This is a genomic window from Hyunsoonleella flava, from assembly GCF_004310325.1.
GTDB lineage: Bacteria > Bacteroidota > Bacteroidia > Flavobacteriales > Flavobacteriaceae > Jejuia > Jejuia flava.
Genome location: NZ_SIRT01000015.1, coordinates 48,814 through 73,115 on the forward strand (window position 1 = coordinate 48,814; position 24,302 = coordinate 73,115).

The 24,302-nt window shown below is 34.6% G+C and carries 19 protein-coding genes; 4 read left to right on the forward strand and 15 right to left on the reverse strand.

Annotated features, from left to right (window positions below):
* Positions 1-3 precede the first annotated feature (3 nt).
* From rfbB to EYD45_RS14770, 7 genes are all read right to left on the reverse strand, one after another.
* On the reverse strand, positions 4-1,050 hold the full coding sequence (gene rfbB, locus EYD45_RS14740) for a dTDP-glucose 4,6-dehydratase (RefSeq protein WP_130965327.1): 1,047 nt from the start codon (positions 1,048-1,050) through the stop codon (positions 4-6).
* On the reverse strand, positions 1,047-2,135 hold the full coding sequence (locus EYD45_RS14745; protein ID WP_165453947.1) for a hypothetical protein: 1,089 nt from the start codon (positions 2,133-2,135) through the stop codon (positions 1,047-1,049). Before EYD45_RS14745 ends, rfbB begins: the two co-directional genes overlap by 4 nt.
* A gap of 13 nt (positions 2,136-2,148) precedes the next feature.
* Positions 2,149-3,837, reverse strand: a complete 1,689-nt coding sequence (locus EYD45_RS14750) for a DUF6909 family protein (protein ID WP_130965329.1) — start codon at positions 3,835-3,837, stop codon at positions 2,149-2,151.
* Between the two features lie 57 nt (positions 3,838-3,894).
* Positions 3,895-4,944, reverse strand: a complete 1,050-nt coding sequence (locus tag EYD45_RS14755) for a GDP-L-fucose synthase family protein (RefSeq protein ID WP_130965330.1) — start codon at positions 4,942-4,944, stop codon at positions 3,895-3,897.
* A 3-nt stretch (positions 4,945-4,947) separates the two neighbouring features.
* Positions 4,948-6,066 carry a GDP-mannose 4,6-dehydratase gene (gmd, locus tag EYD45_RS14760; protein ID WP_130965331.1) on the reverse strand — a complete coding sequence of 373 codons (1,119 nt, stop codon included), beginning with the start codon at positions 6,064-6,066 and terminating at the stop codon, positions 4,948-4,950.
* A 62-nt stretch (positions 6,067-6,128) separates the two neighbouring features.
* Entirely contained in the window at positions 6,129-7,625 is a 1,497-nt protein-coding gene (locus tag EYD45_RS14765; RefSeq protein ID WP_130965332.1) for a GH3 auxin-responsive promoter family protein, read from the reverse strand.
* On the reverse strand, positions 7,626-8,489 hold the full coding sequence (locus tag EYD45_RS14770; protein WP_130965333.1) for a M23 family metallopeptidase: 864 nt from the start codon (positions 8,487-8,489) through the stop codon (positions 7,626-7,628).
* Positions 8,490-8,616: 127 nt separating this feature from the next.
* On the opposite strand from EYD45_RS14770, the gene tatA reads away from it, so the two are divergent.
* Positions 8,617-8,799, forward strand: coding sequence for a twin-arginine translocase TatA/TatE family subunit (gene tatA / locus EYD45_RS14775; protein WP_130965334.1), 183 nt, complete (start codon positions 8,617-8,619; stop codon positions 8,797-8,799).
* A 77-nt stretch (positions 8,800-8,876) separates the two neighbouring features.
* On the opposite strand, the gene EYD45_RS14780 is transcribed toward tatA, so the two are convergent.
* From EYD45_RS14780 to EYD45_RS14790, 3 genes are all read right to left on the reverse strand, one after another.
* Positions 8,877-9,854 (reverse strand): DUF4837 family protein, encoded by a 978-nt coding sequence (locus tag EYD45_RS14780; RefSeq protein WP_130965335.1) that lies wholly within the window; start codon positions 9,852-9,854, stop codon positions 8,877-8,879.
* A gap of 19 nt (positions 9,855-9,873) precedes the next feature.
* Positions 9,874-11,433, reverse strand: coding sequence for a LysM peptidoglycan-binding domain-containing protein (locus tag EYD45_RS14785; protein WP_165453948.1), 1,560 nt, complete (start codon positions 11,431-11,433; stop codon positions 9,874-9,876).
* A 190-nt stretch (positions 11,434-11,623) separates the two neighbouring features.
* Complete coding sequence (locus EYD45_RS14790; protein WP_130965337.1) at positions 11,624-12,811, reverse strand: phosphoglycerate kinase; 1,188 nt, start codon at positions 12,809-12,811, stop codon at positions 11,624-11,626.
* A gap of 404 nt (positions 12,812-13,215) precedes the next feature.
* Between EYD45_RS14790 and EYD45_RS14795 the strand changes: the two genes are divergently transcribed.
* The gene (locus EYD45_RS14795) at positions 13,216-14,076 is read left to right on the forward strand and encodes a cupin-like domain-containing protein (protein ID WP_130965338.1); all 861 of its coding nucleotides are present in this window, start codon (positions 13,216-13,218) and stop codon (positions 14,074-14,076) included.
* A 79-nt stretch (positions 14,077-14,155) separates the two neighbouring features.
* Positions 14,156-14,647, forward strand: a complete 492-nt coding sequence (locus tag EYD45_RS14800) for a DUF6646 family protein (RefSeq protein WP_130965339.1) — start codon at positions 14,156-14,158, stop codon at positions 14,645-14,647.
* A gap of 65 nt (positions 14,648-14,712) precedes the next feature.
* On the opposite strand, the gene EYD45_RS14805 is transcribed toward EYD45_RS14800, so the two are convergent.
* A complete protein-coding gene (locus EYD45_RS14805; RefSeq protein ID WP_130965340.1) occupies positions 14,713-15,186 on the reverse strand; it encodes a regulatory protein RecX in 474 nt (157 codons plus the stop codon).
* Between the two features lie 71 nt (positions 15,187-15,257).
* On the opposite strand from EYD45_RS14805, the gene EYD45_RS14810 reads away from it, so the two are divergent.
* Positions 15,258-17,624, forward strand: a complete 2,367-nt coding sequence (locus EYD45_RS14810; protein ID WP_130965341.1) for a T9SS type A sorting domain-containing protein — start codon at positions 15,258-15,260, stop codon at positions 17,622-17,624.
* 66 nt (positions 17,625-17,690) lie between these two features.
* On the opposite strand, the gene EYD45_RS14815 is transcribed toward EYD45_RS14810, so the two are convergent.
* The 4 genes from EYD45_RS14815 to EYD45_RS14830 form a co-directional block, all read right to left on the reverse strand.
* Positions 17,691-20,105: a TonB-dependent receptor gene (locus EYD45_RS14815; RefSeq protein WP_130965342.1), complete on the reverse strand. Its 2,415-nt coding sequence runs from the start codon at positions 20,103-20,105 to the stop codon at positions 17,691-17,693.
* A 3-nt stretch (positions 20,106-20,108) separates the two neighbouring features.
* Positions 20,109-20,828, reverse strand: a complete 720-nt coding sequence (gene recO, locus EYD45_RS14820; RefSeq protein WP_130965343.1) for a DNA repair protein RecO — start codon at positions 20,826-20,828, stop codon at positions 20,109-20,111.
* Complete coding sequence (porZ, locus tag EYD45_RS14825) at positions 20,828-23,167, reverse strand: type IX secretion system anionic LPS delivery protein PorZ (protein ID WP_130965344.1); 2,340 nt, start codon at positions 23,165-23,167, stop codon at positions 20,828-20,830. The genes recO and porZ overlap by 1 nt, the downstream gene beginning before the upstream one ends.
* Before the next feature lie 77 nt (positions 23,168-23,244).
* Positions 23,245-24,261 (reverse strand): acyltransferase family protein, encoded by a 1,017-nt coding sequence (locus EYD45_RS14830; RefSeq protein WP_165453949.1) that lies wholly within the window; start codon positions 24,259-24,261, stop codon positions 23,245-23,247.
* Positions 24,262-24,302 lie beyond the last annotated feature (41 nt).

The following is a 24,302-nucleotide window of genomic DNA, read 5'->3' on the forward strand; positions in this document are numbered from 1 at the left end:
ATATTAAGAGCTATAATACTTATTATAAAAGTTTTTATATTCTTCATTAATTATATTTTCTAGCCATTCTGAATTGTTCAAATACCAGTCAATTGTTTTTTCTAAACCTTCCTCAAATGTAACTGAGGGCTCCCAGCCTAAGTCGTTTTTAATTTTAGTAGCATCAATAGCATATCTCAAATCGTGCCCTGGCCTATCTTTAACATATGTGATTAGCTTTGAAGATGTATTTTGCCTCCTGCCAAGTTTTTTATCCATTAAATCACACAACAATTGAACCAAATCTATGTTTTTCCACTCATTAAAACCGCCAATATTATAGGTGTTTCCTAGCCTACCATTATGAAAAACTAAATCTATTGCTTTTGCATGATCTTTTACATATAACCAATCTCTTGTATAATTTCCATCTCCATAAACTGGTAATGGTTTATTATGTATTATATTATTGATGAAAAGAGGTATTAATTTCTCTGGAAACTGGTTAGGTCCATAATTATTGGAGCAATTGGTAATTACGTATGGTAAATTATAGGTTTCACCATATGCTCTTACAAAATGATCACTACTAGCTTTTGATGCTGAATATGGAGAATTAGGACTATAAGCCGTGGATTCAGTAAATAAACCCTTATTGCCTAAAGAGCCATAAACTTCATCAGTGCTAACATGGTAAAATAACTTACCTATAAAATTCCCTTTATTTATTCGCTTAAATGCGTTTAGTAGATTAACTGTTCCTATAACGTTTGTTTTAACGAACTCTAGAGGATCCGTTATTGAGCGATCGACGTGAGATTCAGCCGCTAAATGGATAACGGCATCAAACTTGTACTTATCAAAAAATGAATTTACAAAATTTTCATTTGAAATATCACCTTTTACAAACGTATGGTTGCTATTTATTATATCCGCCAAGTTTTCCAAGTTCCCTGCATAGGTAAGGTTGTCTAAGTTATATATTGAATAATTCGAATATTTATTAACAAAACGTCTTATTACATGAGAGCCAATAAATCCTGCCCCACCAGTTATCAAAATTTTTCTCATTTTACCTCAAATATTCTCTTTTCCTCTTTATCCAAATATTTCTTTAGCCCCAATAGCAGGAAAAAACTTAGTAAAATTAATGCAAACACTATTGGAACCCTGACTTTTGCCTTTTCTGTCCAGTTACTAATATTATAACCTGCTGCCGGGAATAAAGAGATAGCATTAACTATATATTTTCTTTCAACGACATCTAAAGACAAATCAATTATTTCTCTATCTAAAGCCAAAATTCTTTCTGAGATTTTAGTCTCGTCAACAACTAAATTTTTTTCTTGAACTTCTCCTAGAAAAAAATTTGTTCCATCGCCAGATTTTTTATATCCCTTTTCAGACTCATTTTTACGAATTGTTAAATAAAAATTATTTAAAGAATCTAGTAAAGATTTCTGTCTTTCCAATACAGCTTGTTCTTTGTTAATGTTACTAATCTCAGTATCTCTTAGTTCATTTAGAAAAGTGTTTGTTGATAACTCATCTAATAAACTTGAATTTAATTCTGGAAATATAAACTTATCAACAGATATTACTTCTATTTGATGTGTTCTAAAGCTATATGAAGTTAATCCATCCAAATAATCATTATAAGTAAATGTACTTTTGGTTAATGAATCAAGTTCAGCTCTAAAATCAGAAAAGAGCTTCATTTTATCATTCTCATCAATATTTGGGCTTATTGAAAAGCCTCTTATCGAAGCTGCTTTTGATACATCAATCTTTAGTCTCTTAGCTAATTCGATAGAATCTTTATCAATCCCTGCTAATTGATTTAGATAATTTATGTTCTCATATACTTGTTTGGAGGATCCGTAATTAGTTTGTATTTGCATAGATGCACTGTAAAGGTAAGGAGCCGATTTATCAATAAAATATCCTATAAACAGTCCTAAAACTATGGCCAATACATACCACTTTAACCTTTTAAAAAAGTGTATTAATAATAATAAAAATAGATCGAAAATTTTGACAAAAACCTTACCAACAAAATTGAAAAACCGGTCAAATGCTTTTCCTATTAGGTTAAACAATTGCCCTAAATCTACTTCCTCTGATTGTCTAGTTTTCTGAGGCAAATCCATACTCATGATAAACTTTAAATTAATTTAATATTTGTTCTAATATCGTCCTTGTAATTAAATATGTGGGGCGCACACCTGAAGTGCCCAACCCCCCTGACGCAAGTGTACTTCCCGTTTTTAAAGGATTGTCACTAGCATAATAGGCATACCTGACTTTCACATCTTCTCTAATATTACCTCTTACTCTTGATGCCGCCTGAATGGCCTTTTGGTAATGGGCGCCTTCCATCTCCAACCCTATAACACTCCATGTAGATTTGAAAAAAAATTTCAAAATATCTTTATTTTGGAGTGAGGTCCCCAAAACTGTTATCATAGACCCTTCATATACATCTACCCCTCCACTTTCTAAATCTTCTTTTTTTAGCTCATTTTTAAATGGATAATTGTCTGCGGTTCCTTCAAAAATATGAGCTGAAGGAATCATAATATCACCTTTTTCTCCTTCTAAAATACCTGCTTTACCCATAATAGATATGGATTCAACATTCAAATGGGTTTTTTCATTTTTATTATTGAAAGGTTTGAGTAATTCATCTATAGTTTCATAGGCTTGCTCTCCAAAAGCATAATCCATGACCAAGATAACAGGTTTTTTCGATTTTAACGTAATTTCGTCTACCTTAATATCAAGCTTTGAAATATCTATTTTTTCTAAATCGAATATTTGAACGTCTATATTGGCCCCTGATTTGTCATCAATATACAACATACCGTACTTAAACGCTTCACTCTGTACTTTATTTCTTAGACCAACATTATCGTTTTTACTTAACATTCGGTAAACATCAAAAATGTCATGTTTAGATATTTGAGTTTTTAGAGCTGGTGGTGCAAATAAAACATTCATAATACCATGCATATTTGCGCTAATAACATGCAAAGGTCTATTTATCAAATTATTCTTGTGTAAAACTGATTTGATTTCGTTTGCCCAAATTTCGCCATGAATGTGATGGCCTATTTTCTCTCTTAGGACCGGACTAAACTTAATAGCTCTTTTATTGTTTGTTATTTGCTCTTCGATAGCTAGTTTGCCTAACCAATACACTAGATGTAACAAACGCTCTGGTTGCGATGGAATGGAGAATTCTGTATATATTGTAGTAATCTCACTAAATGTTCTTCCCAATATGTTTGCTGCATGAGTAATCGCTATTTCACGTTCTTTTTGTGATAGTTTTTTTCCTTTTTTTACTACATTTTCAAGTTTCCCCCAATCTCTTGTAGTTTTTCCTTCATCATCAATTAGAGCACTTTTACTTATTTTATGAGATTCAATAAATAGGAATGTCAAATGAGTTAATATATCATAAATCTCTGAGCGACCTCTGGTTATTTCAATATTCATTTGTTCCTCATCTATCCTGTAACAATTCCTTCTTCGCTTTTTTGGAATGATAGGTTTGAAATGAGAGTCTGAATACCCCTCGTCACTAGTTAAATTTATAACATAACACTCTTCAATACCTTGAGGCAATCGATCTGTAACATACAATAAACCATCCAACTCTACTTTTCCTTCGGCGATAGACCCATAAATTTCTGGTCTTAGTTGGAGTAATGATTGCCTTAGGGTTTCCCCCGAAACCCCCATTGGTTTATAAAATCCACGATTGAACAAATGACGCATGGTAATATACATGCGTTCTATAGCACTAGAACTTTCTTGAGCTCTTGTTCTAACATGATTCTTTATAGTGGGCATAGTGTAGTTAAAATCTCGCCAAAGATAATACTATTTAGTAAATCTGTGCATTTCTTTTTACAAACTGTTTAAGTACCAATTATAAAGTTTAGTCACTCCTTCTTCTAAATCAACTTTATGGTACCAACCTAAGTTATTAATTTTCGAGGTATCTGTTAACTTTTTTAAAGTTCCATCTGGCTTGGATGTATTGAAAACAAAACTACCTTGATAATCAACCACTTTTTTGATCAATTCTGCTAACTCCCGAATTGAGATATCCTTTCCTGTACCGATATTTATATGGGTGTTTCTAATTTCCTTTTTCAGTTTTGAAGATATCTCTTTAAAATTTGTATTCTCCATAATAAAAACACAAGCATCGGCCATATCTTCACTCCATAAAAATTCACGCATTGGTTTACCCGTCCCCCAAATTTCAACGCTTTTTGCTGTTACTCCTAATTTTGATAAATACCTTTTAGCTTCTTCAATATATTTCAAATTCAAATCTTTTAAAATAGCTTCGTGTTTAGATTCGGCTAATAATTTAGCTAAATGGATTTTTCTAATTAATGCTGGTAATACATGTGATTTTTCTAAATCAAAATTATCATTTGGCCCATATAGATTCGTTGGCATAACGGCAATAAAGTTAGTATTATACTGCAAATTATAACTTTCACACAATTTTATTCCTGCTATTTTTGCGATGGCATAAGGCTCATTGGTGTACTCTAAAGTGTCTGTCAACAAGTACTCTTCTTTTATGGGTTGATCTGCGTTTTGGGGATAAATACAGGTACTGCCTAAAAACAAAAGCTTTTTTACGTTATTCAAATAACTATGGTGTATGATGTTATTTTGAATCATTAAATTTTCGTAAATAAAATCTGCTCGGTAAGTATTGTTTGCCATTATACCACCAACTTTTGCAGCGGCTAAAAACACATATTCTGGTTGTTGTTCAGCAAAAAAACTTGCAACAGAGGCTTGTTGACTTAAGTCTAACTCAATATGAGATTTGGTTAAAATATTATTGTAACCTTTTTTACGTAGGCATTTTAAAATTGCAGATCCCACCAAACCGTTATGACCCGCTAGATATATTTTAGAATTTGTGTTCAACCGTTATTCAAAATAATTATTTATTGTGTAACCACCCTCTTTTAAATACTGTTCTTTCTGCATCAATTTCAAATCGCTTTGCATCATGTCGTTCACCAAATCTACCAATTGATATTTTGGTTCCCACCCTAGTTTCTCTTTGGCTTTTGTGGCGTCACCTACTAAAAGGTCTACTTCAGTTGGGCGATAGTATCTTTCATCAACTGCTACTACTTCTTTTCCTATTTTAATTTGATATTGTTGGTTATTACATTTTTTTATAATTCCTTTTTCATTGACTCCTCTTCCTTCAAACTCTAGCTGCACTCCAATATGTGCAAAACATTTTTTTACAAAATCTCTAATGGAAGTTGTTTTTCCTGTTGCAATTACCCAATCTTCCGGAATGTCTGTTTGTAAAACCATCCACATCATTCTTACATAATCTTTAGCATGTCCCCAATCTCTTTGTGCATCTAAATTTCCTAAGTACACTTTATCTTGAAGCCCTAAGGCAATTCGCGCCGTAGCACGTGTTATTTTTCTAGTGACAAAGGTTTCTCCCCGTACAGGTGATTCATGGTTAAACAAAATTCCGTTACAAGCAAAAATACCATAGGCCTCTCTATAATTTACTGTTGCCCAATAGGCATACAACTTAGCTACAGCATATGGACTTCGAGGATAAAATGGAGTTTTCTCTGTTTGTGGAATTTCTTGAACCTTCCCATATAATTCTGAAGTTGATGCTTGATATACTTTAGTTTTTTTGGTTAAACCCAACAACCTAACTGCTTCTAATATCCTTAACGCACCAATACCGTCAGTGTCTGCTGTGTATTCAGCCATTTCAAACGACACATGAACATGGCTCATCGCAGCTAAATTATAAATTTCATCTGGTTGCACTTGTTGAATAATTCTTGTTAAGTTAGTGCTATCGGTTAAATCTCCATAATGCAAGACAAAGTTTCTGTTTTCCTCATGCGGATCTTGATAAAGATGGTCTATTCTATCAGTATTAAACAATGATGCTCTTCGTTTTATACCATGAACTTCATACCCTTTTTTTAACAAAAATTCACTAAGATAAGCGCCGTCTTGCCCCGTAACTCCAGTAATTAATGCAACTTTTTTTGGCATTTTTTTATAACTATTTGAATAATTATCAACAAATGTAATACAATTGTGCGCTTTTTAATCAACTAAACCAAATGGTTTGCTAATAAATCAGCAATCTTCCTATCGTTTGAAAGCCGTGGTATTTTATTTTGACCTCCCAATTTTCCCAAAGATTTCATGTGCTCTTGAAAACCATTTTTGGTTACTTGGGTGATTTTTAAAGGTTGTAGTACCTTGCCTTCTATCAAATCGAAATAGTATGAGTTTTGATTTTGTAAAGATTGGTCTATTTTAGAGGCTAGTGCTCCTATATTTTTAGGTTCATTTTCAAATTCAATAAACCATTCATGATAGGGTAATCCTTTCTCTGGATTAATTTGTGGCGCCACGGTAAATTCTGAAATTTGAATATCAGTCCCTTCTGTAGCCTCCTGCATAGCCTGTTCTACTTCTTTGCCAATAACATGTTCACCAAATGCTGAAATAAAATGTTTGATTCTGCCTGAAACTATAACGCGGTAAGGTTTTGTTGAAGTAAACTGAACCGTATCTCCAATATTGTACGCCCACAAACCAGCGTTTGTTGAAATTATCATTACATAATTTACACCAATGGTAACATCCTTTATAGTGATACGCTTAGGATTTTCGTCAAAAAACTCTTCTGCTTTTACAAACTCATAAAAAATGCCTGAATTTAACTGCAGTAGCATTCCTTTATCATCCTGCTTATCCTGAAATGCAAAAAATCCTTCACTTGCAGGGTAAAGTTCAATACTATCTACCTTGCGACCAATTAAGTTTTCAAATTTTGCTCTGTAGGGCTCATAATTAACGCCACCAAAAATAAACAAGTTGAAATTCTTAAAAATATCTCCAACCTTTTTTCCTGTTTTTTGCTGAAGCCTTTCAAAATACATTTGTACCCAAGATGGTATTCCAGAAATAACCGTCATATCCTCCTTGAGAGTTTCCTCAACAATCGCATCTACTTTAGTTTCCCAATCTTCAATGCAATTGGTTTCCCATGACGGCAATCTGTTTTTTTGAAGATATTTTGGCACATAGTGTGCTACAATTCCGGAGAGCCTTCCCAATTGAATGCCATTTTGTTCATTCAAAATAGGGCTACCCTGAAGGAAAATCATCTTACCATTAACAAATTTAGAATTCCCAGTTTCATTAATGTAGAGTAAAATAGCGTTTCTTGCAGCCTCAACATGTGTTGGCATGCTATCTTTGGTTATTGGAATATATTTTGAACCCGAAGTGGTTCCAGAAGTTTTAGCAAAATAAATGGGCTTCCCCTTCCAAAGCACATTTTCTTCTCCCGACACAACTCTTTCAACATAATGTTTTAAGGCTTCGTAATCTCTTATCGGCACATGCTTTATAAAATCTGAATGTGAAGAAATTTCATCAAAATGATGGTCTTTCCCAAACGCCGTTTTACTTGCTTTTTTAATAAGGTTTTGAAAAACTTTTTCTTGGGTTTCAATGGGGTTATTTGCCCATTTCTGTGTTTTTTTATAAACTCGTTTGGCAAACGGAATTGCCAATAGCGATTTTAATGAAATCATTTATTCGAAATCTATAAAATTAGTAGGGTTGATTGGATAGCCATCACTCCAAAGTTCAAAATGCAAATGCGGACCGGTAGATAATTCTCCCGTATTTCCAGAAGTGGCAATTACCTCTCCTGCTTTTACCAAATCACCTTGGCTTTTAGTTAATGTTGCGTTATGCTTATATACCGAAATTAGCCCGTAACTGTGTTCTAATATAATAACATGTCCTGTACCCGCAGTCCATTCTGCAAAAATTACAATACCATCAGCGGTAGCTTTAATAGGTGTGTCTTTTGGCACAACAATGTCTACAGCGTAGTGCTTTTCTTTGACGTTGTAAGGTTCACTAATAGTGCCCGTTGCTGGTGGAAAAAGCACGAAATTAGTAACGGATGTGGCAGATTCAAATAAATTGTATTTATCCTCTTTTTCCACTTTTGCGCGTAATAAAGAATCTTCTCTAGTAGGGTTTAAATCTACTTCACTAATCTCCAGTTTAGTTGCTTCAACTATTGAATCTCTATTTAACTCCTCTGAACTTACATCACCCTTTAACACCTTTTTTATTGATGCAAAATAGCGCTCGTTTGCTATCAAGACTTGCTGCAGAGAGTCTGTTTTAAAGCTCAAATTCGTTGCTTTTTTCTTTAGTGCCGTTGATGAATACCCTGGAATATATTCCTTTAAAGGCGAATAGGCGATGAGCAAAATGGTAAATCCTACCAATAAAATACTAGAAAGGGTAACTATAACAAATACGTTTAATCTGGTAAGTTTTAATGATAACCTTTCCTCAAAAGTATTTTCATTAAGTATTACCAAACGGTATTTGTCCAGCAGTCTTTTTTTTATCTTTTTGGGTTTTTTATCCGCCATATTGCACGCAAAATTAGTTAAATAATTTCAAGGTTTTGGTTTTCTCTTCAGGAAACACTTAGTAATAGTGTTAAAAACGGTTTTATTAAACTTTAATTATTAACTTTGTATCCTAAATATGTTTGTTATGAGTTTATTCACATTACCATTGGCTATAGGTGCCCCACAAATTATTTTAATTGTAGTTGTGGTATTACTGTTGTTTGGTGGACGAAAAATTCCTGAATTAATGCGTGGTTTAGGAAGCGGGATTAAAGAATTTAAAGACGCAAGTAAAGAAGACGAGCCAAAAAAGGATAAAGCTGAATAAGCTTTAGATCTTTATAAAAAATTAAAAAACCAACACGATATGTGTTGGTTTTTTGTTTTTAACGTTTTTCTTTACCTCTACTCATCTATCTTAATACTCTTAATTATCGCCTCTAGCTCGAACATGTAATCACGTTTTTCTACAGATGGTGCAAAAGCAAATCCCTCGGCAATTATCCAGCGTTTATTTATTTTATCTTCAATGGCATAATTGATATAAGGTCCCGCCATAAAAGCATTTTTCACATCCCACATCCCTTTGGTTTCCAAAGTGGGCTTATTGTCTAAAATGGTTTCTCCATGAAAAGGTGTGTATGCCATTTCGGTAGTCATATATGAGCCCTCAACCGGTCCTTCAATATATTGCTTCCCAATAGAATCCCTTATAGCAACAATTTGATTTACCACACTATCCTTCTTTATAGCATCTTCTGGCAGTTCAAAAAGCAGTAAATTAAGTGTCCCTGTATTAATATCCCTTCTTATCCAAAAGAAGTTGTCATCCTCTTTTGCAATTCTATATGCACTGGGGAATTCAATTTTTAAACCTAATTTATCACTAACCTCTTTAGAGTTAAAAAGCGATTTCCTTATGAGGCGTTGTCGCTCTTTCAGCTCAATATTTTTGAAGGTTTCAATTATTTTAGCAGCGTTTTCTTCTAAAACATCCTCAATCTCTTGTTTGGTTTTCCCAGTGATTAAAATTACTTTTTGGGGTTTCGCATATACATTGTCTCTAATTGCAATACCCCCCGGTTTTCCCATTTCAATTTTTAAAACCGTACGTCTTCTAGTGATAAAATCTGTAAAAACTTGCGGTGGTATTTGATTAAGATCAAACGTAGGCTCATCTTGAGGCAATCCATATACAGGAACCGTCAGCAACTCCCTAATAGCTTCGCCCAAACGTCCTTTCCAGTTTTCATTGTCAATAACAACAGATACATCATTAATTCTTCCTTCTGAATCAAAAAGTATTCTTTTGTTTTTTGATTTGTCGTCTTTACACGACACAAGTAGTAGAGCAATTATTAAAACACTTACTATTTTTCTCATGGTTTTTATTTTTTCGAAGTTATCCTTTTGAAATTTTCAACTTCATTCCTGGTTTTAATTTACTACCACTAATACCGTTCCAATCTTTAATATTTTGAATGGAAACTCCAGAAAACTTTTGAGATATGCTCCAAAGTGAGTCTCCGCTTTGCACCGTATATATAATAATGTCGCCAGAAATAGGCTTTGGTTTTGCCTTTTTAGTAGTAATTTTTGGCGCAGAAACCACAGGTTTTCTTGGATAAATTGAAAGCCGTTGTCCAATTTTTAAATTATTATTCCGCAAACCATTCCAACGTTTTATATCGCTAACACGAACACCATAAATTCTGGCTATTTTCCCTAAATAATCGCCTGATTTTACACGATATCTTATCCTGTCATTTGCATTAAAAAATTGAGGTAATGGTTTTTCTCGTTTTTCCAATTCTTCTTTAGCAAACGCATAGATTTTTTCTTCATTATTCACAAAGGCTCCAATAACATCAGTCGGCAATCGCAAAGTGTAGTTTTCTCCTTTAACTACTGGAATAATATCCAGCTTATACGAAGGATTTAAAAACTGGAGTTGTTCTATCGGCGTTCCCGTGATTTCCGAAACCTGGTCCAATGTTATCATCTGCTTTACACGAACCGTATCCGTCTCAAAGTATACCATTTCTGGTTTGTAACGCTTAAACCCATGTGCTTCGGCATATTCAAAAATATACATATTGGCTAAAAATGCCGGTAAATAGCCAGCCGTTTCACGCGGCAAATTATGGCGAATATTCCAATAGTTTTTATAACCACCTGAACGTCGGATGGCTTTGGTAACATTTCCTGGACCCGAATTATAAGCTGCCAAAGCCAAATCCCAATCTCCAAAAATTTGATAAAGTTTTGCTAAATATTTTGATGCCGCTGTGGTAGACTTTATAGGGTCGCTGCGTTCATCAACGTAGCTACTTACATCTAATCCATACATTTTGCCGGTGCTAAACATAAATTGCCATAAACCGGTTGCTCCTACTCTCGATTTTGCATTAGGCTTTAAGGCAGATTCCACAATAGCCAAATATTTTATTTCTAACGGAATATTTTGATTATCCAGTTCCTGCTCAAACAGTGGGAAATAATAAGCACTCAATGTCATTAGCTTTTGCAAATGCTTTCGTCTATGTTTTAAATAGGATTTAATCACACTTTCTAATGACGGATTGTAAGATACATTAAACGGTGTTCTGGCATCCAACTCCTTTAAGCGTTTTTTTAGCGTGTCTGTTGGCAGTTCTGGATAATCCACTTCTTCAAAAGTCATTTCTGTTACAGACTTGTATATGGTATCAAAAAGTGTATTGTTATAGAGTTCCTCTCGCCATTTTTTATCCAACTCTGCTAGATCGCTATTATCTTGAAGCGTTTTAATCGACAAACTATCATCTTCAACAATAGGTGCAATTGGTTTAACAACCGTTTGTTGTGCATCTATTAGAGTGTCCTTGGCAACCTCAACTTTTACAGCGGTTGAATCTTGCAACTGCCCAAAACAAAAGGCATTGCATAACAAAGAAAGTAATATTGAAAAACGAAAAGCCATAGTATCCATTACCGGTTAAGTGAACGATATTATGGCTAAAATCGTATTTTTTAGTTGAAATACAAAAAAGAAGACCACATAGCGTTTAAAATCTATGTGGTCTTTTGTGTTTATATTTCTCGATAATAATCGGTTCTCGATACAATTTCGACGAAAAAATCGAAATCACTCGAACCGACATCTTGTGCTTTTATGCTAAAATAGCTGCAATACCAGGAAGCGTTTTGCCTTCTAAACTTTCCAACATAGCCCCACCACCAGTACTTACGTAGCTTACTTTATCTTGAAAACCAAATTGTTTAACAGCCGCTACAGAATCGCCACCACCAACAAGTGAAAAAGCACCTTCTTTAGTAGCTTCTGCAATTGAATCTCCTAAGGCTATGGTGCCAGCAGCAAAACTTTCCATTTCAAAAACACCTAGTGGCCCATTCCATAAAATGGTTTTACTTTCCATAACCACCTTGTGGAATTGCTCACGAGATTTTGGTCCAGCATCTACACCTTCCCAACCATCAGGAATGGCATTAATATCACAAATTTGTGTATTGGCATCGTTACTAAAAGCATCTGCGGCAACGGTATCAACAGGAATGTGTATTTGTACATTTTTGGCTTTTGCTTGTTCCAATATTTCTAAAGCTAGTCCCATTTTATCATCTTCGCAAATGGAATTTCCAATCTTTCCGCCTTGTGCTTTTACAAACGTAAATGCCATACCACCACCTATTATCAGATGATCTACTTTATCTAGAATATTTTCAATAATGGTAATTTTTGAAGATACTTTTGCCCCACCAAGAATCGCCAATACAGGCTTTTCACCAGTTTCCATAACTTTTTTAATACTTTCAATTTCTTGAGCCAACAAGTTTCCAAAGCATTTTTTGCCTTCGAAAAACTGAGCAACAATAGTGGTGGAAGCATGTGCTCTGTGGGCGGTACCAAAGGCGTCATTTACATAAATATCGCCAAGTTTGGACAGCTTTTCAGCAAAACCTTCATGACCTGCCTTCTCTTCGCCATGAAAACGAAGATTTTCTAATAATAAAATTTCACCTGGTTCTAAACTTGCTGCTGCAGCCTCAACATCCGCACCAACACAGTCAGCAACAAACTTTACACCTACACCTAAAATATCTTCAACCTTAGACACAATATGCTTTAACGAAAACTCATCTTGAAATCCTTTTGGGCGACCTAAATGCGACATTAATATACAACTACCGCCATCTTCTAAAATTTTAATGATTGTTGGTTTTGCAGACACAATTCGTGTAGCATCCGTAACCTCAAAATTTTCATTTAGAGGCACATTAAAATCAACACGGATTAGGGCTTTTTTATTTTCAAAATTGAAATCGTTTAGAGTCTTCATTATTATTGTTTTATATCAAATTAGAACACAAATGTAGTCAATTAAATAGCTTAAAAAAATGACTTTTTTAACGAAAACGTTTGAAGTGAAAAAAGAATTTGAAAAATGGAATTGCTTTGAGTGTTTGAAGTATTTAAATCTTGATTTATTAGAAAAAAATGGTAAATATCCGCTAGAGTTAAACGAGCCCCTCCAAAAAAGCATCACCAAAACGATAAAACCCTACCTTGGCAGACAGACCCGCGTTAGGGATTGCAGAGGAAAGCCCACAGCTTTTGCGCCTTAGCGCAGAAGCGAGGACTTGAAACGTAAAGCCCGACCCGACCTTAGGAGGGTAACGCCCAAAATACTATTTCGCAATTGCTAACGTTTTCTTAACTTTACAGCATCAAACTAAACAGACTTTGGCGTTAAATCTACAGGATATTCCGCGTGTAAAAACAATTTCGAAAGCGGATTTTTTAGAGCATTATTTTAAACCTCAAAAACCCGTGGTTATAGAACGTTTTATTGACGATTGGCCTGCTTATAACACATGGAATTTAGACTATTTTAAAACTATTGGCGGCGATTTAACAGTGCCGTTATATGATGATAGGCCGGTAGATTATAAAGACGGTTTTAACGAGCCGCATGCTAAAATGAAACTTGGCAACTACATAGATTTACTAAAGCGTGAACCTACGAAATACCGTATTTTTCTTTGGAATGCCCTTAAGGAAATCCCACAATTACAAAACGATTTTACATTTCCTGATTTTGGGTTGCGCCTCATGAAAGGTATTCCCATGCTGTTTTTTGGCGGACGCGATTCGCATACCTTTATGCACTATGACATTGATTTGGCCAATATTTTTCATTTTCACTTTGAGGGGAAAAAAGAGTGTATTTTATTTGATCAAAAGCAAAACGAATATCTCTATAAAATTCCACATTCGTTGATAACAAGAGAGGACATAGATTTTAATAATCCTGATTTTGAAAAATGGCCCATGCTTAAAAAAGCTAAAGGTTATAAAACCGAGCTTAACCATGGCGAAGTATTGTACATGCCAGAAGGGTATTGGCACTACATGCGCTATGTTACCCCTGGATTTTCCATGAGTTTGCGCGCTATTGCTAGAAACCCAAAAAACTTTGGTAAGGCTATTTACAACCTTATTATTATGCGCAGTTTTGATAATGTAATGCGTAGGATTAAAGGGCAAAAATGGATAGACTGGAAGAACGAACAAGCAATTACACGTACCCATAAACATTTATAAAATCTTTGCAGTTTTAAAACTTGTAATATCTTTGCGCACTTATATTTTGAATCTCAAATCGAAAAACACTTTTTTAATTATGAAAAAATTTATTTTAATACTTGCCATTTTAAGCGTTTCATTTATTGATGCACAGGCCTATATTGGTAAAAACGACAACAAATTTCAAGTGGGTTTAAACGCCCAAGATAATGGTACTGGTATCAACATTAGCTACGATTATGGTGTGGGCGATAATATTTCTTTTGGATTTTCCTCAACCTATCTTTTGGGCATAGAAGAATCTATTGATGCCGGTTTCACAGACCGTTTTGACATAAGAGCTCGTTTTAATGCCAACTTAGGAAATGTGATTAACGTTAGTGATAATTTTGACATCTATCCTGGTTTAAGTTTAGGCATGAAAAATTTTGGTGGACATTTAGGGATGCGTTATTTCTTTACGGAAGGCTTCGGTATTTACACAGAATTGAACACGCCATTGGCAAAATTTAATTCTGATACTTTAACCTCTGCTGAGATGCTTCACAACCAATTTACCGTGAATTTTGGAGCAAGTTTTAATTTATAGGTAAAACAACATAAAACATGAAAAAAGCGGGTATGGTTTTACACTTTATCCGCTTTTTTATGGATTTACCCGAAAAGTTCTCTTGCCTTTTCGTACACCAAGTGCGATTCCCAGCCTCTATATAGCAGATAATCGATTAATTTTCGCTTTTTTTTAAGCTTGCTGGTTTCTGACAAGGAATTTGCTTTTTTTTCGGCTAAACCATTGAAAACCTCGATGTAATCCGATTCTTCTATTTCTGCAAGTGCTTGATTTATATTAACTTTGCTAATGTCTTTTTTCTTTAATTCAAAAGTTAAACGGCGACGGCCCCAAGCCTTAATTCTAAACTTACCACTTACAAATGTTTTGGCGAAACGTGTTTCGTTAAGATAGTTGTGTTTTAAAAGGTGAACTATAATAACATCGATAGCCTCGGGTATCATGTGCATAGACTTTAGCTTTTGACGCACTTCTTGATGACAGCGTTCTTGATACGCACAATAATGCTCTAGTTTTCTAGTAGCTTCTTGTACAGTATATGTTTTTTTGGTTTGCATAGCGAATTCAAAAATAGCAATTGAAAAAGAATTAAAATTAATAGATCCAAATCTAGTTTTAAAAACTTAACATGATGAAAAAAATTACTTCACTATTAATATTGCTTTTAGCTTTTAGTTTTGGTTATGGGCAAACTACGCTTTACGAGGGAGATATCGCTATTACAGGGGTTAATACCGACAACCCTGATCAGTTCTCTTTCGTTTTGTTGGCAGATGTAGCCGCTGGCACCACTATAAATTTTACGGATAATGGATGGTTGACAACTGGGGCTTTTACAACTTCAGAGGGTGTTGTTACTTGGACAGCGTCAGTTGCTACTAGTTGTGGTACAGAAATAATTATAACAGACATTGGTGGGAATAATTATTCAGCGCTTGATTTTTCTTTAAACCCAGTTGGTTCAGCTGCTGAAACAGACTTAGGATTTGCCCTTTCTGCCGGAGGAGATCAAGTTATTGCTTATCAAGGAACGCTTGCGTCACCAACATTTTTATATGCTGTACATGTTGCTAATGGCAACGGTTGGACTGATGCTACGAATACTCAAAATACTGCCCTTCCTGCTGGCTTAACTGATGGGGTTAATGCTATGACATTTAATAGAGATAATTGTATTTATGACCGGTCAGTATTGGCAAATCAAGCTTTGATCCTTAGTGCGGTCTCAGATGTGGCTAATTGGTCTGGAAATAATGGGACTCGTCAAACTCTAGGCGGTGCAGCTTCTTACTCTTGCATTGCCGCAGGTACTTGTGCTACTACAGTAACATGGAACGGTGGTTGGGTTGGTGGCACTCCTGATTTATCTACTGAGGTTGTTATAGCCGCAAATTATGATACCGGTTCTGGAAGTTTTAGCGCTTGTAGCTTGACGGTTAACGCTGGAATAAACTTGAACGTTAGTGATAATACTTATGTAGAAGTTGAAAATGATGTAACTATCGACGGCGATTTAACAGTTCAAAGCCAAGGTAATTTTGTTCAAAACGATAATGGAGGTTCATTTATTTTAAATGGAACTGCTAGTGTAAATAAACAAACCCCAGCTAAAGCGGATTGGTTTTACTATACCTATTGGAGTTCTCCTGTAGTTGGCGAAACTATTGGTGATGCGTTCCCTAACGCTCCCGCAGATAGACGGTTTTGGTTTAATGCAGCTAATTTTGTTGACACCGATGGTGACGACATTGACGACAACGCTGATGATTGGCAATATGCACTTGCTGGAGATATTATGACACCAGGTAGAGGGTATGCTGCTACCGAAAGTAGATTCCATTTTCCTGGCGCAACAGGAACCGCTACGTTCTCTGGCGCATTTAATACTGGAGATATCCCAGTGACTATAGCATTGAATGCTGCTAATACTGGGGTAAATTGGAATTTTATTGGGAATCCTTATCCTTCAGCCATTGATTTTGATGCGTTTCAATTGGCTAACTCCGGAATTATTGATGGTGCAGCTTATTTTTGGTCTCAAGCTTCTCCTCCTAGTGAACTTAATCCAGGTAATGAGGCTCTAAATTTTAATCTAAATGATTATGTAGTTTATACGGTAGGTGCAGGTGCAGGTACTACTCCAGGTACGACTAAGTTTGTTGGTTCAGCGCAAGGGTTCTTCGTTCCCGCTTTAACCGCAGGAACAGCAACATTCACCAACGCAATGCGTATGGCAGATGCCACAAGTAACACCCAATTTTTTAAGACTAATAACACTAAAAGTTCAAATTCAATAGAAAACAAGCTTTGGCTGAATTTAACAAGTGGTAATGGCGTGTCTAATCAAATCCTTGTAGCTTATGTAGATGGCGCAACTGACAATTATGACGGTATGTATTACGATGCACCAAAACTACTTACTCAAGATTATGCTGCTGCGCTTTACTCATTATCAGAATCAGATGAAATTAAATATGCCATTCAATGTAAGGACATAAATAGTATCAATGAGAACGAAATACTAAAATTTGGCTTAAGTACTAATGTTGAAGTTGCAACAATATATTCGTTATCAGTAGAACACTTTGAAGGTGACTTTTTATCAAACAACAGTGTATACTTAAAAGACAACTTAACAAATTCAGTTCACAATTTATCCGATAGCGACTACAGTTTTACATCTGAGGCTGGAGAATTTAATGACCGTTTTGAAATTGCCTTTAGTGCCGCTGCGTTATCTAATGAAGTATTTGAAATAAATGCAAATGCTATCAAAATAGTGCAATTGGATAATAGCAATATTCAATTCACAACAGAGGCTTCCACCTTTAAATCCGTTGCTATTTTTGATCTTTTAGGAAGAGCACTTTACAGTTTAACTGGAGATAGCAACAGTGAAACTTACAACTTAAGCGCTTTAAAAGCTTCGGTTTATATCGCTAATATCGAGCTATCAAACGGAGCAACTGTAAGCAAAAAGTTTATCAAACAATAAAATTAAAACCCGTTTATCAGTGGTTATACTTATCACGTCATTCCTATTTGGGAATGGCGTGTTTTTTTATAGACTGTATTTTAAAGCTAAAATTAGGTTTCGCCCAGGAGCAGCAATACCCGAAGAATATGGTCTGTAACGTTGATCTGTAATATTTTCTAAAGCCGCTGTCAGAGTTGTATTTTTACTTACCTTATACCGTGTTCTTAAGTTTAAGGTGTACCATGATGGCGCATACGGATTGCCATTTTTATCTGCGGCATAAATAAAATCCTTTTCTTTTTCGGAAGGCGCCAATTCATTAAAAGACAATTCTCCGTTATAAATTGCGAAGGCATCTACAGTTAAACTCTTATGTTTCCAAACTAAATGCGTATTCCCAAAATTTGGTGCCACATGACGTATAGGTACTTCAATATTATCGTTTTCTTCAGTACCTCCTATCACGCTGTATTGCGATGTTAAGCTTAAGGCTTCTGTAAACTTCATTTTTAATCCTGCTTCAAAACCATAAATCCATGCTTTTGAAGCGTTTTGTATGGCCTGTACATTGCTTAATTCACCATCATATAGTATTTCTGTTTCGCCATTTAACGTGTAATCTCGTCTTACCAAAGCATTGTCCAAATAGGTGTAATAAGTACTTAAATCGAGTACCAATTTTTTTTCAAAATCTAGTTTTAGGCCTACTTCTCCTCCATAAGCGTACTCAGGTCGCAATAATTCATTAGGCACTACTACTGAACCTGGTTCAGAATCAAAAACCTTTCCAATATCATCAATATTTGGTGCCCTAAATGCTGATGCCGCGTTTAATTTCCACTGCATGATTTGGTTTGGAGACCATGTTAAACCTGCGGTTCCTGTAAGTGCACCTGCCGTATTTTTTGAACTTTGGAAGGGAAGGTTTAAAAATGTATTATTTTCCTTAAAATCTGCTTTTGAGGTTACATTATTGAATCGCAATCCCGATTGAAACACAAACCTAGTATTTGGTTTATATTTTAAACTTGTATATGCAGCAGCAGATGCCCATGTTGCGCCGTTTGGATATCTGGATACGGTGTTGGATATATTACCTGTAGTAATATCTTCAGTAGTTCCATTAGAAGACACTTTGTTAAATACATATTCTATACCGTAGAACATTCGTGTTTTTTCACTTAAACGTTTTTCAAAATCCAAATTAAAGGAATAGGCATCAACAGCGTCTTCCCGTCGTCGTCTTTCAACTGCCTGAAAGTCTCTATCTATCCTACTTTCTTTAAAATTTTGGTAGGCAACTGTTGCTTTTATCTTGTCATATAAATTGGAACCACTGCTAAGTCTTGTTACTTGCAAATTGGACATAAACCATTGTTGCGGGCCATAATTCCATTCGGCTGAACGCAAATCATCTCCTCTGTAGCGAATAAGCCGGTCATATCGTGGAATATCAGAAGATTTTGAGTAGTGTACACCCAAATCAAAGCTTAAACTCTTGTAAGGCTCAAACCTCACTTTTTGGGTAATATTTAATTGATTGTAGCCAGAAAACTTTTGAACTCTAGAATCTGGGTTGGCTACTATAGCATCATTATTACCATTATCAGGAATTACAAACTCCGTCCGTAAATAATCGTTTGGGCCATGGGATCCCATTTTTAAATCATTAAAATCTGTAAAAGTGGCGCTAGTTAAAAAGCCCCATTTTTTGTATCCGAGATTAAGATTTAAATGTCCTGTTTTTTCATCACTAGCGGAAGCATACCTCAACAAGGTATTCGCATTTACCAATAAAGTATCGGTATAGGATAGTTGCGGTGTTTTAGTATAAAAACTCATAACTCCTCCAATAGCATCGCTTCCATAAATAACAGAGCCAGAACCCAAGGTAACTTCAGTACTTTGAATAGATAATGGATCTACGGCAATAACGTTATGGACATTACCTCCTCTAAAAATGGCATTATTCATTCTAACGCCATCTACTGTGATTAATAAACGGTTTGTGGAAAAACCCCTAATCATTGGACTACCTCCACCTAATTGACTCTTCTGCACAAATACGGAACCCGTGTTTTGGAGCGCATCAGCAGTAGTTTGCGGGTTTGAAAACTCTATAATTTCAGCATTACTATTTACAATCTTTTGTGGGATATCTCTCTTATGCTGCTCAAACTTTGAGGCTGAAACCACAATTTCTTTTAATCCCTGAGTATTCGCGTCCAGATATACAATTTTAGTCTTTAAAACTTCTCTTTTAGTAGAGATTTTAGTAATATGGGACAAGTGCTGAAAATAAAGAGTGTCCGAAAGTGCAAATTTCTCTAGGTTAGCAACACCCTTAAAATTGGTAATCACACTTTTTGTTTTGTTTGCATCGAAAATAGCTACACCAAAAATAGGTTCTTCGGTAATTGTGTTTAGTACTTTTATGTCTTGTGCGCTTACTGCTTTAAAGAGCAGTAAAAACAGCAAAAGCATATAATAGCGTTTCATTTTTTAGCTAAAAACTTGATTAAAAACTTGTAGTGACTTTGGGGTTCTAAAACTGCCCAAATGTAGTCTAAAATAAAGCAAAATCATATTTAAAAATGATTGTCTTTTCTGTGCATTTATCTTTATAGTATGCAATGCATCAAATTTTATACCTAACAGGTCTTTTAAAAGTATTAAATTTTCCCCTGAAATACTGTGCTTTCCTTCTTCTCTTTCTTGGAAACTGCCGTCTTCCAAATTGAAAAAACTCCTATATATATTGGAAGTGTCTGGATAAAACCCCAAATATTTTGTGAGTTTTAATAAGAATAATAAATGAAAATTGGCGTATTCATTTTCATTATCAAACCATAACAGTGTTGTTTCTAAATAGCTGTAAAGTGCTTCATTTTTTTCTTCTTCCTGTAGTGCTGTCGTTAATATTTCTGATAAAAATAATACCACAGCGCTTTTAAGTATATGAGAATGTAAACTTGTGTACGGATTGTTAATCCTTACTTCTTTTATCGCGTAAAGTGAACGTGTTTTGGTATAATTAAAAACAATTTGTATTTGAGATAGCGGCTGAAAATATGCTACTTTTTTGTTGGTTTTTTTTGATTTCAAAACTCCGTTTAGAAGAAAACCTACAACACCGTGTTCCTGGGTATAGCACTTAACAATTAAATCGTTATCACGATATTTTAATTTTGATAGTACAATAGCATTTGTAGTGCTTAACATTACCTTACCACCATTAATTTAAGCACCTTGGTTTCAAAACTATCCAAATCTGACAGCATGATAAGGTAAACACCTGAGGCCACAATATTATTTGCTAAGTTTTTGCCATTCCAATAGGCGATACCTCCATCAATTTCTAAGTTAAAACCATTGTACCTTTGGTTGGTTCTTGATTGCGCCTCTGCCACTAAATTCCCTTCAATATCTGTAATCTTAATATTTACATTTTCTGGAAGGTCTTTAATTTTAACTTTTTCCTCCACTATATCAAACCCTGGTCTTACGGGATTTGGGTAAGCATGAGATTCTGAAAAATCTTCTGTAGTTGAAGAACTGCCCGTTTTAAAGGAAACTAATCCTTTTTCTGTACCTATATAAAGCGTGCCGTTTGACTCATCTAATGACAGTTCAGAAATATTATCGGAGGGCAAGGGAGAATTATCTTTTGTAAAATGAAAAATGGTTTGTTGTCCATCTGATGAAAAATAAAACAAGCCAGAGCCTATGGTACCTATCCATTTGTTGTTTGAACCGTCAACAACTATTTTAGATACTAGTTGTTTGAATAATAACTCTTTTGCTACACCGTCTTCAGATATAATTATTTCGCTTGCTGTAACATTGTCGTCATCAAAAAAACCTGAGGTGTTAAACAACACCCTCAACCCTTCAATAGTACCAATCCAAAGTTGGTCACGCCTATCAATCGCAAGTGATGTCACGTATTCGTGTGGAAGGTTGCCATCTTTACTCAAGTTTTTTATTCTATCTGAGCCGCCTTCATTACTAAAACCAATAACACCAAAACTGTAACTCGCCACCCATTTGGTTCCATCTCTTCCAATCGCTAAATCCCTGTACCCTAAATTACTTCCTAATTGATCTGGCACAATATCTGTAAAATCATAGGATCTCCATTGCCCTGACGACGGATTGAATGATTTTAACGGCTTTGGAATAAAACTTGTTACCGTCCACAACAACCCTTCCTCGTCAAATTGCGAAGGACCAACTCTTATGTCTACATAAGTAGGGTTTGTGGGTATGAATAATGATTCCAATCCACTATTTTCCTCATCGTATAGAAAGGTAGGAACTTCTTCATTTACCTCTAATAATCCGTTGAAAAACGAGCTTACAAATACTTGGTTAACATTAAATGGGTTCACAGCAATACTATTTAAGCATTTAGCTTCTAAAACATCATCATAAGGAATATTGAGCCAACTATTACCGTCATAACGACTAAAACCACGACTATTTAATGGATAAGGGTTAAAGAAAAAGGAGTATTCTCCGAAGGTTACCCATAAATTGTTTGAGAAAGCTTCTAACGAAAATGGTCGGTTTAAAAGTGGTCCGTCTGGGTGTATTTCTTGAAAATTATCTTGGATAGATATGGAAGTTTTTAATATTCCAAAGTTTGTTGTACCTATAAAAACCACATCACCATCTATGATAGCCGATGTATATGAAGTGTTAAAATTTTGATCAATATCTATTTGCGATATCTGATTAAAATTTTCGTCATAAATAAAAACATTGTTATCAGTAGTTATTACAAGCCTATCTTCAATTCCTACCATTTTAAGTGGTGGTCTGTTATATTGAAAAAGGTTTATGATGTTTGTCTCTTGTATTTCGTAAATAACTCTATCGCTCCTAATAGCGTAAAGGGTATTTGTTAAAGCTTCAACTCTAAGAAAATCACCATTTACAATTATTTCCCAGTTCTGAAAATCAATTAAATTAGTATTATCCAAAGACGCTCTTCGTATCCCGCCATTTCTACTGGCCGCGTAAATGTAATTATTGAAAATTGCTGTTTGCCCAACACTTAATTGACTGCCTTGGTCTCCAATAAAATAAGTATCACCGAACTCAAGTCGTTCTAAATCGAACACAGAAATACCATAATCTGTTGCGATATACACTAAATTATCTAAAACATTGAAATGGTTTATTCCTTTATTTGAAGGTGGTATTGTTACTTTATCTAAAATATCTACAACGGTTAACACATTAGTGTTGTTTTCCAACACAATTTCCATCAGCCCGTTTTCATAACCTATCAACAGTAATTGGTAGGCGTCACTATAATGTAGGGTTGAAATAGCTTCTCCAGATAATCCATTAATTGTGCTGATCTCCTGAAGTTCCTCAGTATTTATATCATAGGTGAAAACTGCATTTTCTGCCGCAGCGTAAATCTTTGTATCACTCTTCGCTATATCCACTATATTGAAATACGAGAAGTGTCCTTCCCATAATGCCGAAAAACCCTGTGCAAATTGAAGTAAGGGCAATAAAAGAAAAAAGAAAAAAAAATGCTTTTTCAAAGTAACTGTTTTTGTTTTAATAACTTATATTAATTTTTAAAACGTACACCATTCCATTACAGTATAATGCTCTGTATTTATTTATTGCTAAACCACTCAATATTTATCTTTTGATATCGTAATTTTCTGTTCTTCGAAAGATACCTCAATTCTAATAAGTACCACGATGCTATTGAAGCTACTAAAACTAGCATTAAAACCAAAAAACTCGCTGAAATGTAACCATACTTATTAAATAAATCGTAATAGACAAATACCTGAATTATCGGGAAATGATATATATATATCCCATAGGTAAAGTCGCCATATTTACCAAAATTATTCAACCAGCTAAAGGAATATGCTATGTAAAACACCATAAAACCAAAAGTAATAGGCTTTAATATTTGGGTTTGAAAAACGTATTGTTCTAAAATAAAGAAAAGAAAACACGGTACTATAAGGTAATGTTTCCATTTTATCAAGAGATTAAAGTTTTTGAAGAAAACTACTCCAGTTATAAAAAACGCTAAAGCTCCCGGTAATTGCTTTGCAATTCTATACATATCAATGACAGAAAAATAGTTGAAGTATACAATGGATACAATATAAATAATTGCACTAAGTAGATAAACATTTACTTTTTTAAAATCAATCAAATAATAAAAAATTGGCAGTAATAAATAAAAAGCCTCTTCTATTTTTATAGTCCACAATGCTCCATTAACTGCACATAATAAATTATTATTGAATACACCTGGTAAACAGGGTTCAAAGTAATTCTGAAACGATAAATTTGCCAGTAAATATTTCCAAAACTGAAGATTAAAAAAATACTCAGACATAGTATTTGTGGAAATTAAACTAAAACTAAGTCCGCAGAAAAGTATCACAAAAAAATAAGCTGGCACTATTCGCTTAATGCGTTTTTCAATATAAATTTTAAAGTTTTTATTTCTTTCATAGCTTTTAGCAATCAAAAAACCACTGATTATAAAAAATCCATCAATAGCTAAACGTGCGTTAAACAAATGAATGTAAGGTTGCAGTTCAGGTATTTGAGCTAATTTTATTAAGTGTGCTATTGCAACTGTACTTGCAAAAAGAACCCTCAAAAAGTCAAAATTATTAGTATTAATTTTATGCAAACTCCTTA

Coding starts and splice junctions, on each gene's coding strand:
- EYD45_RS14765 (WP_130965332.1), bottom strand. CDS start 7,625: ATGATTTCATTAAAATCGCTATTGGCAATTCCGTTTGCCAAACGAGTT.
- EYD45_RS14805 (WP_130965340.1), bottom strand. CDS start 15,186: ATGCAAACCAAAAAAACATATACTGTACAAGAAGCTACTAGAAAACTA.
- gmd (WP_130965331.1), bottom strand. CDS start 6,066: ATGCCAAAAAAAGTTGCATTAATTACTGGAGTTACGGGGCAAGACGGC.
- rfbB (WP_130965327.1), bottom strand. CDS start 1,050: ATGAGAAAAATTTTGATAACTGGTGGGGCAGGATTTATTGGCTCTCAT.
- EYD45_RS14745 (WP_165453947.1), bottom strand. CDS start 2,135: ATGAGTATGGATTTGCCTCAGAAAACTAGACAATCAGAGGAAGTAGAT.
- EYD45_RS14790 (WP_130965337.1), bottom strand. CDS start 12,811: ATGAAGACTCTAAACGATTTCAATTTTGAAAATAAAAAAGCCCTAATC.
- EYD45_RS14810 (WP_130965341.1), top strand. CDS start 15,258: ATGATGAAAAAAATTACTTCACTATTAATATTGCTTTTAGCTTTTAGT.
- EYD45_RS14780 (WP_130965335.1), bottom strand. CDS start 9,854: ATGAGAAAAATAGTAAGTGTTTTAATAATTGCTCTACTACTTGTGTCG.
- EYD45_RS14785 (WP_165453948.1), bottom strand. CDS start 11,433: ATGGCTTTTCGTTTTTCAATATTACTTTCTTTGTTATGCAATGCCTTT.
- EYD45_RS14815 (WP_130965342.1), bottom strand. CDS start 20,105: ATGAAACGCTATTATATGCTTTTGCTGTTTTTACTGCTCTTTAAAGCA.
- EYD45_RS14770 (WP_130965333.1), bottom strand. CDS start 8,489: ATGGCGGATAAAAAACCCAAAAAGATAAAAAAAAGACTGCTGGACAAA.
- EYD45_RS14800 (WP_130965339.1), top strand. CDS start 14,156: ATGAAAAAATTTATTTTAATACTTGCCATTTTAAGCGTTTCATTTATT.
- EYD45_RS14750 (WP_130965329.1), bottom strand. CDS start 3,837: ATGCCCACTATAAAGAATCATGTTAGAACAAGAGCTCAAGAAAGTTCT.
- tatA (WP_130965334.1), top strand. CDS start 8,617: ATGAGTTTATTCACATTACCATTGGCTATAGGTGCCCCACAAATTATT.
- recO (WP_130965343.1), bottom strand. CDS start 20,828: ATGTTAAGCACTACAAATGCTATTGTACTATCAAAATTAAAATATCGT.